The sequence below is a fragment of the Paucibacter sp. DJ2R-2 genome (assembly GCF_025717675.1).
GTDB lineage: Bacteria > Pseudomonadota > Gammaproteobacteria > Burkholderiales > Burkholderiaceae_C > Paucibacter_A.
The window spans coordinates 325,036-342,191 of record NZ_JAJIRT010000004.1 but is presented as its reverse complement, the minus strand read 5'-3'; the positions used below and the strand labels follow the sequence as shown (position 1 = coordinate 342,191).

Here is a 17,156-nt window from a genome sequence, read left to right as displayed (position 1 = left end):
CGTACTCCGTGGCGTGTCCAGTTGGAATCCATGCTAGGAATCACGGCGCGCGGCATGGCTTCTGAAGCTCCACGAAATTCGCGAAATTCGGGGTCAAGCCTTAAACCTTAAGTTCTCCTGATCATTCCGCTATCAGCAACCGCTCAGCTACCGGCCCGCATGGCCTCAACGATGGGCGGTATTGTCAGTGTTGGATTCCACACGTGACGGCAAACAGTCGCAGTGTCGCGGATGAGCCAAATGGTGAGCGAAGCTGAGCGGACAGGCGGGAAAGATGGATGAAGGGGTGAAGGGTGAGGATTTAACATTTAAGACTTGACCCCGAGTTCGCAGGTATGGCCCAGCACAGCCGAAGAGCTTCCCTAGCTTGCCCGGTGGAGCACCAGGCCCCCTTTGAGCAAGACTTGTTCAACCTTGGCGAAACCGCCGGCTTCCAAAGCGGCGGCCTGTTCGGCCACGCTCATGTACAGCTGGTTGTTGCTCATGCCGCCTTCGCCGGCGAAGTGGTCGCAGACCAGATAGACGCCGCCCGGCAAGAGCAAGGACCTGACCTGACGATGAAGTTCGGCGGCATGGCGTTTGTGACGCAACTCGTGAACGGCCTGATTCGTGAGCACGCAGCCGAACTGCCCGAGCCCGTCTGACCAACCGGGCTCGCGAAAGCTGCGCTCGACAAACTGAACGTGAACGCGAGAGCCCAAGGGGCCCAGGCGCTGGGCTGCCAGTTCGTGCATGGCCGGGGAAAAATCCAGCGCCACATATTCGAGGGATGGAACTTCGCGCAGCAAGAGGTGTTCGGCCAGAAAGCCGGGGCCGGAGCCCAGCTCCAGAATGCGCTGGCCGATGGGGCCAAGGGAACGGATCTCCGAAGCGAAGGCCTCGAAGAACTCGGTGCGCCACGGGCGCTTGGACATCGCAGTTTCTTCCCACTCGCGGGCATCGCGCATGAGACGAAGGTCGATGGGGCTGGGGATGTCGCTCGGCATTTCGTTTTCGCTACTTTGAAAATCCAGGAGGCTGTCCAACAGCCTGAAGTTCACAGGGCGCGTCACCGTTTAGTGCTTGCGTATGTATGCGAAGGAGAGCCTCAGGAAAGTTCAGGCCTGACTTTGTTCCTGCTGGTGCAGACTCGGTGCCTGATGAGTCCACGTATATACGCTAAGGGTCAGGTCTTGCCTTGAAACTAAAGGCCTGACCTCGGCCCCGGCACGGGATGTGTGCGCCGCGGCCGGAGCGGAGTTCCCACTACTTGGCATCGAAGATCCTGACCACCTTCCAACCTCGACAGGGTGCGTTTTCGACGAGTTCATCGAAATCAAATGCGTCAATGCCAAGGGCATCAACAAACTCGTCTTCGACCTTGCAGGTGAAGGATGATTCCTCGAAGTTCCAGGTGACCGCAACAACCTTCTGAGCCTTCTCTGTGGCCCAGAAGAACTCTTGGCCAACTGTTGGTGCGAAAGGCAGCTGGTCGTCACGACGAAGGGCCGCGAATCGCGCGTTCGAGTCCGGTGACGGAGCGTCGAAGGTGTTCTTGATGAAAGTGACGTTGAACATCGTTCTACAAGGGAGATGGTGCGCGTTTCGTGAGGACTAGTGTTGGACATGAGGCGCGCACAACGGCGGCACAAACCTGGGAGGAAAGCCAAGAAATTGCTCGCCGTTGGGTGTCGCTTCGACGGACAGGTTAGGTCCCACACCACACCATCAAGCCAGACGTGGGAGGGGCGGCCTCATCAAAGGGAAGGTTGTTCCTTTTGGCAATCTCCCGCTGGCAGTTCTTGATGTTCGCAATGAACCGCTGTGACAGCTTCTCCGCGATGATTTCTCCCTGCTCCCGTTCGTCTGGCGTCAGTGCGGCCTTGACTCGAGCAACGCTTGGCTTGGCGTTTGCATCTCCGAAGGTATCGGCGATGAGCAAGTAGGCGTAGGCCGCGACGAGATCGCGCGGGTGTCCTAGGCCGTTAGCATGCAGATAGGCGATGCTAGAAAGCGCCGGTGCATAGCCCATGCGGCCTGCGACTTGATAGTTTTGCATGGCACGACCGTAGTCTTGCTGAACGACTTGCCCGAGCTGATACATCACGCCAAGGTTATGAATGGAAGGTAGAAATCGCTCCTTTGCCGCGGCTTGGTAGAGCTCCAGTGCCTTTGGAAGATCCGCCGACACTCCGGGACCGCCACGGGCGTAGATCATTGCCAGGTTGTGCTGCGCAGCCACGTTCCTTTGACTGGCAAGCGGCTCAAGAACTGCAATCGCCTGCGTCAGTTGGCCCTGTGACATCAGTCTTGCGGCTTCAGCGAGAGAAGAGTTGGCCGCGGGCTGAGCAATCGCTGTCGCGGAAAAGACAAAGCAGGAGAGTAGGCGGAAGATGTATTTCATTTTGGGATCTAACTTTGTTTTCGGGCGACTCAAGTCCTGCGTACTGCCGAGATCGCACCCACTTTCAGTTCCGGAATTTCGCCCGGGCACCGCAGCGAGCGTGCCGATCCGTCGATTTCCGAGGTTTGTACCACGCGTATAGAGCCATCAAAGTCCGCACAATCTGGAGGTGACTTTCCACCTTTTGCGGGTGAAAAGAAGAGATCCGGCCCAGGCATTTCTTAAATCGCTTATGCGCTCCCAGGCCCCTCTGTCGTCACCGCCCCAACCTCCACCTCAACACCCCACTCAAGCCATCCACCAGCCCCACCAGCCCCAACATCGCGATCAAGACCGTGGCGGTCTTGCCCATCTGGAACAGGCCCAGATGAAAAGCCAGCTGCTGGCCCAGGCCGCCAGCGCCGACCACGCCTAAGACCGCCGCTGCGCGGATGTTGTTCTCCCAGCGGTAGAGGGTGTAGCTCAGCCACTGCGGCAGGGCCTGCGGCAGCTGGGCGTAGAAGAACACTTTGAGCGCGCTCACGCCCTGGCTGCGCAGGGCTTGCGCTGGGCCGGTGGGCAGGTTCTCCAGAGCCTCGGCGAACAGGCGGCCGAGCACGCCGCCGGTGTGCAGGGCCAGGGCCAGGGTGCCGGCCATGGGGCCCAGGCCGACCGAGATCAGCAGCAGGCTGGCCCAGACCAGCTCGGGCACCGCGCGCAAGGCGTTGAGCAGCCAGCGGGTGGGCACGCGCAGGGCGCCCGAGGCGCTCGGGGCGCCAGCCGGCAGGGCCAGCAGCAGGCCCAGGCCCACCGCCAGCAGGGTGCCCAGGGCCGACATGGCCAAGGTCTCCCAGGCGCCGCGTGCGACCTTGAGCAGGAAGTCGGGGCGCGTCTCGGGCGGGAAGAATTCGCCGCCAAAGCGCGCCATGCTTTGCCAGGCCGGCAGCGAGAGCAGCTGTCCCCAGGGCAGGTCCAACGAAGCGAAGCTGGCGACCACCAAGCCGGCCAGGGCCAGCAGCAATACCCATGCGCGGCGGCGCGCGGCGCGCAGCTCCGGCGGCAAAGCCAGCAGCGGCGCGGGCGTTTTTTCCGTTGTCCTTGTTGTTCTCATGCCAAGGCCTTGCGCAGCGCGGCACTGAGCCGGTCGGCCAGGGCCACCAGGGCGACGAAGACCAGCAGCAGGGTGCAGACCTCGTCGCCGCGGAACATCTTCATCGAGTTGTCCATCTGCTGTCCCAGGCCGCCGGCACCGACAAAGCCCAGCACCACCGAGCTGCGCACCGCGCATTCCCAGCGGTAGACGGTGTAACTGGCCAGCTCAGCGGCATTCTGCGGCAGCAGGCCATAGGCCAGGGCCTGCAGGCGCGAGCAGCCATTGCGCAGCAGGTTCTGCGCCACGGCACTGTCGCCGCTTTCCAGGATCTCGGCATAGACCTTGCCGAGCATGCCGCCGTAGCTCAGCGCAATCGCCAGCACGCCGGCCGCCGGCCCCAGGCCCAGCACCCGCACCAAGGCCAGGGCCCAGACCAGCTCGGGCACGCTGCGCAGCAGCACCATCAGCCCGCGCAGGAACTGGCGCAGCCAGAACGGGCCGCCCGCCATGCGTCCGGCCAGCGCCGAGATCGACAGGCTGCGCGTGGCCAGCAGCGCAAGCGGCACGGCCAGCAACAAGGCGAGGCTGATGCCCACGGTGGCCATGGCCACGGTGCGCCAGGTCTCGCGCAGGAGCAGGGCCAGAAAGTCGGCGCTGTGGGCCGGTGGCAGGAAGTCGGCCAGGAACTGGCCGCTGGCGCGCAGGCTGTCGGGCTGCCAGAGCAGCCAGGGGCGGAATTCGCTGGCCTGCAGCAAGGGCCAGAGCAGGGCCAAGCCGGCCAGGCTCCAGAACAAGCGGCCCTGCCAGGCGGGGTCGCGCAGCTGGGGCGCTTGCGAAGCAGAAGGAGAAAAAGGGGAAGGCGCGCTCACCGGCATTGCATCAGCACCGCTGGCGCGGTGGCCGGCAGGTCTTCTTCATGGTCTGCCGGCGCCCAGGCCTGCAACTCGTCCTCATGCTGGGCATAGAGCTTGGCCAGCAGTTCAGGGCTCACCTGCGCGGCCGGCAGGTCGAACTGCAGCCGGCCTTCGCGCAGGCCGATGATGCGCGGGAACTGCGCCAGGGCCAGCTCCACCTGGTGCAGCGAGGCGACCAGGGTGACGCCGCGCCGGCCGGCCTCGGCGCGCAGAAAGGCCAGGGCCTGGCTGGCGCGGTTGGGGTCCAGGGCCGAGAGCGGCTCGTCCAGCAGCCAGAGCTGGGCCGGGGCCAGCAGGGCCCGGGCCAGGGCCACGCGCTGGCGCTCGCCGCCGGAGAGGCGGTCGACGCGCTCGAACAGCTTGTCGGCCAGGTCGAAACTTTGCAGGGCGGCATGGGCCGCCGCGAGATCTTGCGGGTAGATCAGCGAGCGCAGGCTTTGCAGCAGGCTCATGCGCGGCAGGGCGCCGGCCAGCACGGCGGTGACCACGCGCTGGCGCGGCGGCAGCGGCGGCGTCTGCGGCGCCAGAAACAGCCGGCCGCGCAGGCGCTGCAGCTCGCGCCGCGGCAAGGCCCAGGGCTCGGCGTCGTCCAACTGCAGGCGGCCGGCACTGGGCGGCAGGGCGCAGGCCAGGGCATGGAGCAAGGTGGTCTTGCCGGCGCCCGAGGGGCCGATCACGGCCAGGGCCTCGCCGGCGCTGACGCTCAGGTTCAGCGGCGCCAGGGCGGGCGCCCGGCCAGCGGCGGCCGCCGGGTGGCGGGCCGCCAGACCTTGCAGCTCCAGTTTCAAAGCAGGCCGGCGCTGCGGGCCGCGGCCTCGATGCCCTTGTAGTTCTCGGCCTTGCTCGGGATGAAGCGGGTGGCGCGCTGCAGGTCCAGGATGTCCTTGCCCTGGGCGGTGTCGCGGCTCAGGCTCAGAAAGGCCTGGCTCAGCTTGTCGCGCAGCGCGGCCGGCATGTCGGCGTGGACGCTCCAGTTGTAGTCGTAATAGGGCGGGGTGGTGAAGAACACGCGCACGCGGGCGCTGTCGACCTTCTTCTCGGCCACGAACTTGTCCCAGACCGAGATGTTCAGCGCCCCGGCCTGGACCTTGCCCGAGGCGACGGCGGCGATGGTGGCGTCATGGGCGCCGCTGTAGGCGACACGCTTCAAGTCCCGGTCGGGGTCCAGGCCGGCTTGCAGCAGGAAGCTGCGCGGCATCAGATGGCCCGAGGTGCTGCTCTGCGAGCCGAAGCTGAGGTCGCGGCCTTTCAGGTCGGCCAGCTTCTGGACGCTCGGCTCGCTGGTGATGAAGACGGAGCGGAACTTCTCGTCCTCCTCGCGCTGCACCAGGGGGATGACCTTGCCGCCCGAGCGCACATTCGCTTGCACGAAGGTGAAGCCGCCGAACCAGGCCAGGTCGACCTTTTTGCTGGCCAGGGCTTCCACCGCGGCCGCGTAGTCGGTGACCGGGGTGAACTCAACCTTCATGCCCAGCCGGCTTTCCAGGTAGGCGACCAGGGGCGCGGCCTTGCGGGCCAGCTCGGTCGGCGCCTCGTCGGGGATGGCGGTGACGCGCAGCACTTGCTGGGCCTGGCTGGCTCCGGGCAGGGCGGCCAGTAGCAAGACGCTCAGGGCGGAGCCCAGCAGGGCGCGGCGGGGCAGGGCAGTCATCGGTTTCATGGTGGGGTGGGTGTGCGGGTTGGCAAGGCCGCTATTCTCGGGCCTGGGCGCCCGTTTGCTTTCTTGCAGCGGCTATGCTGCGCGCCGCTTTGTTTGTCTCTGTCTGTTTGTCTCTGTCTTTGACCCTCCCGCCAGAAAGCCCGCCATGAGCGCCAGCACCGCCCCGGTTTCGCCCAGCGACACCTCGACTGAAGAACCCCGCCTGACCTCCCTGTCGCACGGCGGCGGCTGCGGCTGCAAGATTGCGCCGGGCGTGCTGTCGGAGATCCTGCGTGGCACGGCCGGCATGGCTCTGCCGCCGGAGCTGCTGGTGGGCATTGAGACGGCCGACGATGCCGCGGTCTACCAGCTCAACGAAGAGCAGGCGCTGATCGCCACCACCGATTTCTTCATGCCCATCGTCGACGACCCCTTCGACTTCGGCCGCATCGCCGCCACCAATGCCATCAGCGATGTTTACGCCATGGGCGGCCGCCCCATCATGGCCCTGGCCCTGGTGGCCATGCCGATTGCGCGCCTGTCCGTCGCCACCATTGGCCGGGTGCTGGAAGGCGGCGCGGCCATCTGCCGCGCGGCCGGCATCCCGATTGCCGGCGGCCACACCATCGATTCGGTCGAGGCCATTTACGGCCTGGTGGCCCTGGGCCTGATCCACCCCAAGCGGGTCAAACGCAATGCCGATGCCCGGCCCGGCGATGTGCTGCTGCTCGGCAAGCCCCTGGGCGTGGGCGTGATGAGCGCGGCGCTCAAGAAAGGCGCGCTCGACGCCAGCGGCTATGCGCAGATGCTGGACAGCACCACCCGCCTGAACACGCCCGGCCCCGATCTGGCGGCCCTGGATGGCGTCCACGCGCTGACCGATGTGACCGGCTTCGGCCTGGCCGGCCATGCGCTGGAGATGGCGCGCGGCGCCGGCTGCAGCCTGGAGCTGGACTGGGCGGCCGTGCCCCTGCTGGACGGCGTGCGTGCCCTGGCCGGCCAGGGTTTTGTGACCGGCGCTTCGGGCCGCAACTGGGCCGCCTATGGCGCCGAGGTGGAGCTGCCGAACGGCTTCGCGCCCGAGGACCAGGCCTTGCTGAGCGACCCGCAGACCAGCGGCGGCCTGCTCGTGGCCTGCGCGCCGGCCGACGTGGCGGCGGTGCAGGCGGTGTTCGCACGCCATGGTTTTGCCCGCGCGGCCGTGGTCGGCCGCATGGCCGAGGCGAGTGCGCAGCCGCGTGTGCGTCTGCGGTAGCACTTGATCTAGAGTTTTACCGGGTGGGCTCCGCCCGCCCGCCAGTCATGTCGGCCATTCCGCAGCTCGTCGCTTGGCCTCGGCCGAGGCCGGGCTGCCTGTCTATCGTGCCCCCACTCGTCACTTTTTGCCGAACTGGAGCACCTGAGACATGAACGCCAAGACCTTGATTTCCCTGGCCGCCGCAGCCGCCCTGAGCCCGCTGGCCATGGACAGCCATGCAGCCGCCGCTGCCGCGCCTGAGTCCGCTACTGCCGCCACTGCCGCCACTTCCGCCCGCCAGCCCATCACCCGCGCCGACCAGCTGCCTCGCCGTACCGTCACCCTGGCCAAGCTGCCCAGCGAATACCTGAGTGCACCGCTGAGCGAGCTGAGCGCCATGGGCGCGCAGCTGGAGACCGAGGTCAAGGACGATCTCGCCCGCTACGACATCCAGGACGCCGCCACCCTGCGCGCCTACTACTCGGCCCTGGCCACGCTGGCCCAGCTGCGCGGCGACTGGGCGGCCGTGCCGGCCTGGACGGCCAAATCGCGCGCTCTGCAGGAAAAGATCGGTGGCCAGCTCAGCGCCGGCCTGCTGACCGACCTGCTCTCGCAGCAGCGCCTGGAGAAGCGCGACGCCGCCTGGCTGCGCGCCGAGGTGGAAAAACGTTATGGCGCCTTGCCCTGGGCCGATGTGCAGGAGAGCATCAAGTCCGGCAAGGGTGGGGCCGAGACTTACAACCCCGAGCTGGTGCTGGGCGCCTTCCGCAGCCAGATCGACGCCATGGCCACCAACGGCAAGATGGTGGTGCCGGACAGCATTGCCCTGGCCATCATCAGCAGCCGCTTGCAGGCCGAGCTGTTCGCGCCCAACAAGGCTGCCATCGTGGCGGGCTTGCAGGCGGTGATCGATGCCAACACAAAGACGCAGGCGCGTGCCGACCTCTGGACGCCGCGCACCTTTGCCATCCCGGCCGAGGCGAAGGCCACGCCGGTGGTGGTGGCGGTCTGGGATTCGGGTGTGGACATGGCCTTGTTCAAGCCAGCCGCGCCGCTGGCCGGCCTGGCGTTTGACGAGGACGCCAAGCCCAGCCCTGAGCTGCTGCGTCCCCTGGGTGAAGCGCAAAGCCGCTGGCCGCAGCTGCGCAGCCTGATCAAGGGCGCCATGGACCAGCGCGCCGCCCTGGACACGCCGGATTCGCGCCAGTTCCGCGCCACCATGTCCGGCCTCAAGGCCGAGCAGGTCAAGGGATTCAGCGAGGACATGAGCCTGACCAGCCTCTATGTGCACGGCACCCATGTCGCCGGCATCGCCGTCGAGGGCAACCCCTTTGCCCGCGTGTTCGCCGCCACCCAGCTCTGGAGCGCCAAGCTGGAACCCAAGCTGCCCACCGAAGCCCAGGCCCGCGCCACGGCCGCGGCGTATGGCCAGATGGTCGAGAGCTTCAAGAAGGCCGGCGTGCGCGTGGTCAATATGAGCTGGCGTTATGGCCCCAGCGCTTACGAGGGCGCGCTGGCCTTCCACAACCAGGGCGGCACGCCAGAGGCGCGCAAAGCCGAGGCTGCGCGCCTGTTCAAGATCGAGCGCGACGCCCTGCGTGCGGCCATTGCCGGCGCGCCGGACATCGTGTTCGTGGCCGGCTCGGGCAATGAGGACAACAGCGCCGACTTCCAGGAATACATTCCGGCTGGCTTTGAGCTGCCCAATCTGATCACCGCCGGCGCGGTGGACACGGCCGGCCAGGAGACCAGCTTCTCGACCTTTGGCAAGACCGTGGTCGTGCATGCCAATGGCTTTGAGGTGGACAGCTTTGTCCCCGGCGGCGCGCGCATGAAGCTCAGCGGCACCAGCATGGCCAGCCCCCAGGTGGCCAATCTGGCGGCCAAGCTGATCGCGCTCAAGCCTTCGCTCAAGGCCAGCGAGGTCAAGGCCCTGATCCTGCAGGGTGCCGAGCGCATGAACGGGGCCGACGGCAAGCCCGGCCGTGTGCAACTGATCCACCCGCGCAAGAGCGCCGAGCTGGCTGGCATCCGCCTCTAAACGCTCAAACCTGGCCGGCGTTTAGAATCTAGGGTTTTCTCGGATTTGCCCGCCCCGCCTCGGGGCGGCTGGGCCCCGGGCTGGCACCGGGGCTTGCTGCATTGTGCGCATGGCCTTGGCCATGCTGGCCGGGCAGCCCCAAACCCTGGATCTGGAACGCAATCTGCGCCCGAAGCCACAAGCCTCGGGCGCTTGGCCATGAGCTCAAGCAAGACCACCACTGCCCGCCTATTGCATGTCGACGGCCTGAAAGCCGCCGCCGCCCAGCTGATCGTGCTGCACCACCTGTCCGCCTACGGCCCGGTGGCGGAGGCCATGCAGGCCTTGCTGCCGCAGCTGATGGCCTGGGCCTACCAGTACGGTCGCATGGCGGTGCAGGTGTTCCTGGTGGTGGGTGGTTTTCTGTCGGCACGGGCCTTGTCCTCGCGCGGCCAGCTGCTCGAAGGCGCCGTGCCGGAGCTGCTCTGGCGCCGCTATCAGCGCCTGGCTCTGCCCTTCATGGCCGCGGTGCTGCTGACCCTGTGCTGCTCGGCCCTGGTGGCGCGCTGGCTGCCGGAGCTGGTGCCGTTCCAAGTCAGCCTGGCCCAGCTGCTGGCCCACCTGACCCTGACCCAGGGCGTGCTGGGCTATGAAGCCCTGACCGTGGGCGCCTGGTATGTGGCCATCGACTTTCAGCTGTTCGCCGTCTTGTTGGGCCTGCTGTGGTTCAGCCGCGGCCTGGCCCTGCCACGCGGCTGGCGCCGTGTCATCGGGCCGGCCTTGGTGGCCTTGCTGATGGCGGCCTCGCTCTTGTTCTTCAATCGCCAGTCCGGGCTGGACAACTGGGCGCCGTATTTCTTCGGCGCTTACGGCCTCGGCGCCCTGGTGCATTGGCTGGGTCTGGTCGGGCCGCAGCGCCGCCTCGGCGTGCTGCTGCTGACGGCTCTGGGCCTGGTGGCTTTGCTCTTGGAGTTCCGCGAGCGCATCGCCCTGGCCTTGGCCACCGCTTTGCTGTTGGCTTGGTTGCAGCAGCGCCATGCCGAGCAGCGCGCACCGCTGTCGCCGGCCGCGGCCCGGCCCTGGCTGGCCCATCTGGGCACGCATTCCTATGCGCTCTTCCTGGTGCATTTCCCGATCTGCCTGCTCTGCAATGCCTTGCTGGAGCGGCACGATCTGAGCCAGCCGGCCTCGGGCCTGCTGGCTTTTGTCGGTGCCTGGGGCTTGAGCAATCTGGCGGCCTTGCCCTTCCATCGCTGGATCGAAGCGCCGGCCGGGCGCCTGCGCCTGGGGGCGCTGCTGGCGCGCCTGCTGCCGCGCACCCTGCGCGCCTGAAAGCTTCTTCAGTCCAGCGGCTGCGTCTGCGGCGTGCGCTGGAAGGCCTTGCGGTCGTAGCCCAGCGCCTCGGCCTTGTCGAGCAAGGCTTGCAGCTTGGCCTCGTCCATTTGCGGCGTGCGTGACAGGATCCAGCCGTACTTGCGGCTGGGCTCGCCGACCAGCACCTGCTGGTAGTCCGGGTCCAGATCCAGCACCCAGTAGTTGCCGTAAAAGGGCCAGAAGAAGGTGACGCGCAGCTTGGCATTGCCGCTGCCCTCGACCGTCTTGGCGTGTCCTGCGGTGCGCTCCACCTCGCCCGAGGCTTTGCGGCAACGGTTCACCACTTCCACCCGCTCGCCATCGAGGCGGTAGCGCGCTTGCGTGTCGGCGACGCATTGCTTTTGAAAGCGATTGGGCAGCAGGGCGATTTCGTACCAGGCGCCGGCGTAGCGGGCCAGGTCGACCTGGGCCACCGTCACCAAAGGCGTGGCCGAATCGGCCGCGTGAGCGGGCAGGGAGATGGCCGAGGCGCAAGCCGCCAGCAGGGCGACGGTCAACTTGGGAAGCAGGGTCATGGTCGGGAGTTCAGGCAGCAAAGACACGGCAGCCTAGCCCTTCGGCCATGGGCCCGGGGCTTCAGAGGTCTTTGCGTGCGCAGGTGTTCATGCCGATCAAGGGGTAGGCCGGGCAAAAGCGGAATACGCCGGTGAGCACCGGCACCACCCCGATCCAGCCCCAGAGACCCACGGTGCCTGTGGCGGCCAGGGCGATGAGGATTAGGCCGCCGCCGATGCGCAGGCTGCGGTCCAGAGTTCCAACATTGGCTTGCATGGTGATGTGCTCCTGGGTGGGCAGAGGCAGACGATTCCGGCCCTGCAGAGCCTTCAGTCTGTGCCTGAATCCCGGCACCCTCATTGATCCAGCTCAAGCGGGGCCGGTCGCCTCGGCATCGCGTTGCTCAAAGGCGCGCCGCATATCGGCCAGGGTCTTGCCGGGTTCGTCGCGAAAGCGTTCGTCCAGCACGCTCAGGGCCTGGATGCGGTCGACGCGGAAATTGCGGAAGTCCTCGCGCACCTCGCACCAGCCGGCCAGGGTCCAGCTGGGCCCCCAGAAGTAGCAGGCCAGGGGGCGCACGGTGCGCTGGCTGGCGCTGCCGGCCAGGTCCAGGTAATCGAGGCGCAGCTTGCGGCGGTCTTCGGTGGCTTCGCGCAGGCGCGCCAGGCGCTCACGCATGGCATCGTCCAAACCCGTCAGCGGTGCGAACAGGGCCAGGCTCTCTGCCGCCGCACGGGCCGGCGCCGGCAGCACGGCCAGGATCTTGGACATGGCTTCTTCCGCCTGCCGGCCCAGCACGCTGTCGAGCTGGCCCTGGGCCAGGCGCAGGGCGGCCACCAGGGCTTGGGCCTCGTCCTTGCTGAACATCAGTGGCGGCAGGTCGAAGCCGGCGCGCATGCGGTAGCCCACGCCGGCCTCGCCCTCGATGGGCACGCCTTGCTGCTGCAGGGCCGCGATGTCGCGGTAGACGGTGCGTGCCGAGACCTCCAGGCGCTGGCTCAGGAATTCGGCCGTGGACAGGCGGCGCCCACGGATCAACTGGACGATCTGGAAGAGGCGGTCGGCGCGGCGCATGGCGGGCATTGTCGGCCAGCGCGACCAGGGCGCAGACGGACCGCCGCACTTGGCATGGGGCTTGCGTACAAACCCTGCAATCCGCCCTATTCCCCGCTTTTGGCCTGTCCGCTGCTCGCTCGCGGTGCAGGTCACCCCAAAAAGGCTCTTGCCATGCCCCGTCTCGCCAACGCCCGTTCCGCCCTGCCAGTTCTTGGTGCCATGCCCTTGCGCATGGCTTTTGTCGCCGCAAACTCGGAGGCCCGCCCCATGAACTTCCACAGTCTTGGTTCGTCCCAGATCTGGGTGGCGCGTGCCGGCGACCCGCCGCCGCGAGCCGCCATCCGCAGCCCAGTGGCCGGCTTGCAGGGCTTGAGCCTGCAGCGCGAGCGCGTCGACCAGCCGCAGCTGCGGGCGCTGCTCGAACAGTTCGAGGCCGAGCGCCACCAGCTTTGCCCTGCCAGCCGTGCGGCCTGCGCCCCGGAGCTGGAGGTCTTGCGCGGCCCGCAGACGCGTCTGCTGGTGCTGCGCGATGCCCAGGAGCGCGTGCTCGCCTGCGGCGGCCTGCTGCTGCATGACGAGTACGCCGAAGTGCTGGCGCTGATGGTGCTGCCGAATTGGCGCGGCCGCGGTGTCGGCGAAATGCTGCTGCAAGCCCTGCAGCGCGAGGCCTTGCGCGCGGGCCAGCCCTTGCTGCGCCTGCAGGTCGGCGTGCAGCAGCGCTCGGCCCAGCGCCTGTTCGAGCGCCTGGGTTTCCGCCGCTGCGGGCCTTTTGGCGCGCACCGTGCCGATCCGTTTGCGGTGTTCATGGAAAAACTCACGGCCGACTGAGAGCTCGAGAACTTTTTACTGCGCGACTGCCATTCGTCGTTGGTCCGATGCTCGGAATCCTCACGTACAGGAAGTACGTTCCGGTTCCTCTGCTCCGTCCGCCTCGGCCAGAGGCCGAGTCCTTCGCTAGGGTGATCCAGTCCTCAGGACTGGATCAGTCCGAGCTCAGCCTCGCCTGACAGCCGCTCGCTACAAAAATTCTCAAGCTCTGAACCCAGGGCGCCTTGCGCGCCTCTCGCACGCTGACGGGTGAATCCCCCTGCCGTTCGGCCTAGGGACTGTCATCAGGTCTGCAAATCCCCTCACTAGATTGCGCGGCATCTGCTGCCATTTGTGAGGAATTCCCCATGTCCTGCCCTTCGACCCTGCGCCGCATGGCGCTCGCCGCCGCGCTGCTGTCCAGCCTGTCTTTTGCCGGCGGCGCCCAAGCCGAGGTGCTGAACTTCGATGACCTGGCCGATGGCCTGGTGCCGCTCAACTATGGCGGCCTGGACTGGTCCAGTTTCGGTTGGATCGCCTTCTCCACCCCGGCCGACCCCTACACCGCCCACTCGGGCGCCGGCCGCATCGCCAACGACTTCCTGGCCAGCGATGCCAGCAGCCTGATCGGCTTTGGCCAGGCGGTGCGCTTCGACGGCGCCTGGTTCGCCGGCCAGAGCGGCGCGGTGCTGAGCTTCGAGCTTTTCTATCAAGGCCAGCGCGTCGCCAGCTCGCAAAGCCTCGACCCCTCGGCCACCCCGACTTTCCTGGCCAGCGGCTATGCCGGCCTGGTCGATGCCGTGCAAGTGAAGAGTCAGAACCACGGTGAGTTCGTCATGGACGACTTCAGCTTCACGGCCGCACCGGTGCCCGAGCCGCAGAGCTACGCGCTGTTGCTGGGCGGTTTGATCGGTATCGCCGCCCTCGTTCGCCGCCGCCAGGCCTGAGCGACGTTCGTCTCCACCTCTGATTTGCAGGACCTCAGCCATGAACACCCAAGACCGCCGCAGCTTTCTGCGCAGCGCCAGCGCCGCCGCTGCCCTGACCGCCTTCCCGCCCGCCATCCAACGCGCCCTGGCCATTCCCGCCAACGTGCGCAGCGGCACCATCCATGATGTCGAGCACATCGTCATCCTGACTCAGGAAAACCGCAGCTTCGACCACTACTTCGGCACCCTCAACGGCGTGCGCGGTTTTGCCGACCCCTTCCCGGTGCCCGTGGTCGACAAGATCGGCATCAGCGGCAAGAGCGTCTGGATGCAGCCCAATGCCGTGACCGCCACGCCCGGCCGCCCGCCGGTCAACCCGCTGGCGCTGGCCCCCTTCCACCTGAACACGCAGCAGACCTTTGCGCACATGCGCGTCTCGGGCACGCCGCACTCCTGGCCCGATGCCCAGGCCGCCTGGGACCAGGGCCGCATGAACGCCTGGCCCAAGGCCAAGCAGAACCACTCGATGGGTTACTTCAAGCAGAGCGATCTGCCTTTCCAGTTCGCGATGGCCAATGCCTTCACGGTCTGCGACCACTACCACTGCGCCACCCAGACCGGCACCAACACCAACCGCCTGTTCATCTGGACCGGCAGCAACGACCCGCTGCGCCAGGGCAATGGCCCGTCCACCGACAACAGCCATGACTGGTTCAACGAGAACCCGCTGGACGACTACACCTGGACCACCTACCCCGAGCGCCTGCAAGCGGCCGGCATCAGCTGGCAGGTCTACCAGAACATGGCGGACAACTTCACCGACAACGCCCTGGCCGGTTTCCGCCCCTTCCGCGACGCCTGGTACGGCCGCCCCGGCTACTCTCAGCAACTGAAGGACCGCGGCATCAGCACCCGCGATCTGGACAAGCTGCGTGAAGACGTTCTGGCCGACAAGCTGCCGCAGGTCAGCTGGATCGTGGCCACGGCTGAAGGCTCCGAGCACCCCGGACCGTCCAGCCCGGCCCAGGGCGCCGACTACACCGCCAAGGTGCTGGAAGCGTTAACCGCCAATCCAGACGTCTGGAGCAAGACCGTTCTGTTCATCAACTTCGACGAGAACGACGGCTTCTTCGACCACATGCCGCCGCCGGCCGCCCCCAGCTACATCACGTGGGACGCCGACCCGGCCAAGGCCGACTTGGCCGGCGACTCCACCGTGGACACCACGGGCGAGTACCACCACATCCTCAACGGCACGGCCGCCACCCACCAGCACAAGCCCTACGGCTTCGGCCCGCGCGTGCCCATGTATGTGATCTCGCCCTGGAGCAAGGGCGGTTGGGTCAACTCCGAAGTGGCGGACCACACTTCGGTGATCCGTTTCATCGAGAAGCGTTTCGGTGTGATGGAGCCGAACATCAGCGCCTGGCGCCGTGCCGTGGCCGGCGACCTGAGCTCGGCCTTCAACTTCCGCGACCCGGAAGACAGCGCCTTCTTCGCCCAGCTGCCCAAGACCCTGGAGCTGGCCAACCGCGCCCGTGCGCTGCCGGGCACCACCACGCCGCCGACGCCGACCACGCTGAACGTGCCGGTGCAGGAAGCCGGCCCGCGCCCGGCCCGCGCGCTGCCCTATGAGCTGCACACCACGGCCGCCGTCAAGGTCAGCGCTGGCCGCGTCGGCGCCGCCCGTGTCGAGCTGCAGTTTGCTCACACCGGCAATGGCTTGGGCGACACCAGCGGCCCGGCCGCCGTCTTCCATGTCTACGACCGCCTGAACCTGGCCGCCCTGCCGCGCCGCTACACGGTGGAAGCCGGCAAGCAGCTGAGCGGAAGCTGGCAGCCGGCCGCCAACGGCGCTTACGACCTCTGGGTGCTGGGCCCGAACGGCTACCACCGCCACTTCACCGGCAACGCCCGCCGCGTGGCCGCGGCCGCCCAGCCCAACCCCGAAGTGCGCGTCACGCCGGATGCCGCCAACGGCGAACTGCAGATCGAGCTGAGCAACAGCGGCAGCTTCGCCTGCACCTTCATCGTCTCGGTCAACAAGTACTACAACGTGCCGGCCCAGCAGATCCACCTGGCCGCCAAGACCAGCAGCAGCCTGCGCCTGCCGCTGCGCGAGAGCGCCTTCTGGTACGACTTCAGCGTGCGTGTGGCCGGTCAGGGCGACTACAGCCGCCGCTTCGCCGGCCATCTGGAAACCGGCGAGGCCTCGATCAGCGACCCGGCCATGTCCGGCGCGGCCTTGCTGGACCAGTACCGCTTGGGCGCTTGAGGCGCAGAGGAGCTGGGGTGAACAAGTGAATGGGTGAATGGTGAATCGTGAATCGTGTCGGCTGGAGGCCGCCGGAATTCACGCCTTCACCCGTTCACCCGTTCACCCCCAAGCTCCGCCTCACGACTCACGATTCACGATTCACCATTCACGATTCACTTACTCACCCACCCACCTCCCACCCATGAACCAACTCATCACCCGCAGCGCCCTGGCGCTTTCCCTGTTCGCAGCCGGCTTCGGCGCTCACGCCGCCTCCCTGGGCCAGAACCTGATCGTCAATGGCAATGCCGAAGGCGGCGTCGCCGGTTGGACCGCCTTCGCCGGCACCGACCTGTTTCAATCGGTCGCTTACGGCAGCAACTGGGTGTTGCCCACCCAGCCGGGCCCGGTCGACCGCGGCAGCTACCTGTTCGCCGGCCAAGCCTCGCCGGCCTCGGCAGGTTTCCAGCTGTTTGACGTCAGCAATCTGAGCAGCCTGATCGCCACCGGCACCGCCAGCTTCAAGCTCGACGGCTACCTGGGCGGCTGGACCAGCCAAGGCGACAACGCCCTGGTTTACGTGTCCTTCCTGGACGGCGCCAACACCGAAATCGGCTCCGCCACCCTGGGCCCGGTCACCCCGGCCGACCGCGGCAATCAGACCGGCCTGCTGTTCCGCGAAGTCCAGGGCTTCCTGCCCGTGGGCACGACGACGATCAACCTGAGCCTGTCCATGGAGCGCCTGAACTCCAGCGACAACGACGGCTATGCCGACAACCTGTCCTTCGTCATCAACACCGCCCCAGTGCCCGAGCCGGAAACTTATGCCCTGATGGGCCTGGGTCTGGGCCTGCTGGCCGTGGTGCGCCGCCGCCAGCGCGGCTGATCGTCGGCTTGACTCTGGCCCGCTTCTTGCGAGCCTGACGGGGATGCAGCGCATCCCCGTTTTTCATTCTCCAGAGCCGACCACTCT

General features: G+C 67.0%; 17 protein-coding genes. 7 read left to right on the top strand and 10 right to left on the bottom strand.

The window, feature by feature from the left end:
* Positions 1-362: 362 nt before the first annotated feature.
* The 7 genes from LNV28_RS12850 to LNV28_RS12820 all read right to left on the bottom strand — a co-directional run bounded on the left by LNV28_RS12850 (position 363) and on the right by LNV28_RS12820 (position 6,029).
* Positions 363-914, bottom strand: a complete 552-nt coding sequence (locus LNV28_RS12850) for a class I SAM-dependent methyltransferase (RefSeq protein WP_263517937.1) — start codon at positions 912-914, stop codon at positions 363-365.
* Between the two features lie 331 nt (positions 915-1,245).
* Positions 1,246-1,557, bottom strand: coding sequence for a hypothetical protein (locus tag LNV28_RS12845; RefSeq protein WP_263517936.1), 312 nt, complete (start codon positions 1,555-1,557; stop codon positions 1,246-1,248).
* Between the two features lie 130 nt (positions 1,558-1,687).
* Positions 1,688-2,383 carry a tetratricopeptide repeat protein gene (locus tag LNV28_RS12840; protein WP_263517935.1) on the bottom strand — a complete coding sequence of 232 codons (696 nt, stop codon included), beginning with the start codon at positions 2,381-2,383 and terminating at the stop codon, positions 1,688-1,690.
* 256 nt (positions 2,384-2,639) lie between these two features.
* Positions 2,640-3,473, bottom strand: coding sequence for a phosphonate ABC transporter, permease protein PhnE (phnE, locus tag LNV28_RS12835; protein ID WP_263517934.1), 834 nt, complete (start codon positions 3,471-3,473; stop codon positions 2,640-2,642).
* On the bottom strand, positions 3,470-4,330 hold the full coding sequence (locus tag LNV28_RS12830; RefSeq protein ID WP_263517933.1) for a PhnE/PtxC family ABC transporter permease: 861 nt from the start codon (positions 4,328-4,330) through the stop codon (positions 3,470-3,472). The genes phnE and LNV28_RS12830 overlap by 4 nt, the downstream gene beginning before the upstream one ends.
* A complete protein-coding gene (locus tag LNV28_RS12825; protein ID WP_263517932.1) occupies positions 4,321-5,157 on the bottom strand; it encodes a phosphonate ABC transporter ATP-binding protein in 837 nt (278 codons plus the stop codon). Before LNV28_RS12825 ends, LNV28_RS12830 begins: the two co-directional genes overlap by 10 nt.
* Entirely contained in the window at positions 5,154-6,029 is an 876-nt protein-coding gene (locus LNV28_RS12820) for a putative selenate ABC transporter substrate-binding protein (RefSeq protein ID WP_263517931.1), read from the bottom strand. Before LNV28_RS12820 ends, LNV28_RS12825 begins: the two co-directional genes overlap by 4 nt.
* A 145-nt stretch (positions 6,030-6,174) precedes the next feature.
* Here LNV28_RS12820 and selD point away from each other — a divergent pair, with 145 nt between their 5' ends.
* The 3 genes from selD to LNV28_RS12805 all read left to right on the top strand — a co-directional run bounded on the left by selD (position 6,175) and on the right by LNV28_RS12805 (position 10,597).
* Entirely contained in the window at positions 6,175-7,263 is a 1,089-nt protein-coding gene (gene selD / locus LNV28_RS12815; protein WP_263517930.1) for a selenide, water dikinase SelD, read from the top strand.
* Between the two features lie 151 nt (positions 7,264-7,414).
* Positions 7,415-9,286 carry a S8 family serine peptidase gene (locus LNV28_RS12810; RefSeq protein ID WP_263517929.1) on the top strand — a complete coding sequence of 624 codons (1,872 nt, stop codon included), beginning with the start codon at positions 7,415-7,417 and terminating at the stop codon, positions 9,284-9,286.
* 198 nt (positions 9,287-9,484) lie between these two features.
* Entirely contained in the window at positions 9,485-10,597 is a 1,113-nt protein-coding gene (locus tag LNV28_RS12805; RefSeq protein WP_263517928.1) for an acyltransferase family protein, read from the top strand.
* A gap of 8 nt (positions 10,598-10,605) precedes the next feature.
* On the opposite strand, the gene LNV28_RS12800 is transcribed toward LNV28_RS12805, so the two are convergent.
* The 3 genes from LNV28_RS12800 to LNV28_RS12790 all read right to left on the bottom strand — a co-directional run bounded on the left by LNV28_RS12800 (position 10,606) and on the right by LNV28_RS12790 (position 12,208).
* Positions 10,606-11,154, bottom strand: coding sequence for a lipocalin family protein (locus LNV28_RS12800; protein ID WP_263517927.1), 549 nt, complete (start codon positions 11,152-11,154; stop codon positions 10,606-10,608).
* A 61-nt stretch (positions 11,155-11,215) separates the two neighbouring features.
* A complete protein-coding gene (locus LNV28_RS12795) occupies positions 11,216-11,410 on the bottom strand; it encodes a YgaP family membrane protein (RefSeq protein ID WP_263517926.1) in 195 nt (64 codons plus the stop codon).
* Positions 11,411-11,503: 93 nt separating this feature from the next.
* Positions 11,504-12,208: a helix-turn-helix transcriptional regulator gene (locus LNV28_RS12790; RefSeq protein ID WP_263517925.1), complete on the bottom strand. Its 705-nt coding sequence runs from the start codon at positions 12,206-12,208 to the stop codon at positions 11,504-11,506.
* 153 nt (positions 12,209-12,361) lie between these two features.
* Between LNV28_RS12790 and LNV28_RS12785 the strand changes: the two genes are divergently transcribed.
* From LNV28_RS12785 to LNV28_RS12770, 4 genes are all read left to right on the top strand, one after another.
* The gene (locus tag LNV28_RS12785) at positions 12,362-13,018 is read left to right on the top strand and encodes a GNAT family N-acetyltransferase (protein ID WP_263517924.1); all 657 of its coding nucleotides are present in this window, start codon (positions 12,362-12,364) and stop codon (positions 13,016-13,018) included.
* A 347-nt stretch (positions 13,019-13,365) separates the two neighbouring features.
* Positions 13,366-13,944, top strand: coding sequence for a PEP-CTERM sorting domain-containing protein (locus tag LNV28_RS12780; RefSeq protein WP_263517923.1), 579 nt, complete (start codon positions 13,366-13,368; stop codon positions 13,942-13,944).
* 40 nt (positions 13,945-13,984) lie between these two features.
* Entirely contained in the window at positions 13,985-16,201 is a 2,217-nt protein-coding gene (locus tag LNV28_RS12775; protein ID WP_263517922.1) for a phosphocholine-specific phospholipase C, read from the top strand.
* A 184-nt stretch (positions 16,202-16,385) separates the two neighbouring features.
* On the top strand, positions 16,386-17,069 hold the full coding sequence (locus tag LNV28_RS12770) for a PEP-CTERM sorting domain-containing protein (RefSeq protein ID WP_263517921.1): 684 nt from the start codon (positions 16,386-16,388) through the stop codon (positions 17,067-17,069).
* Positions 17,070-17,156: the final 87 nt, after the last annotated feature.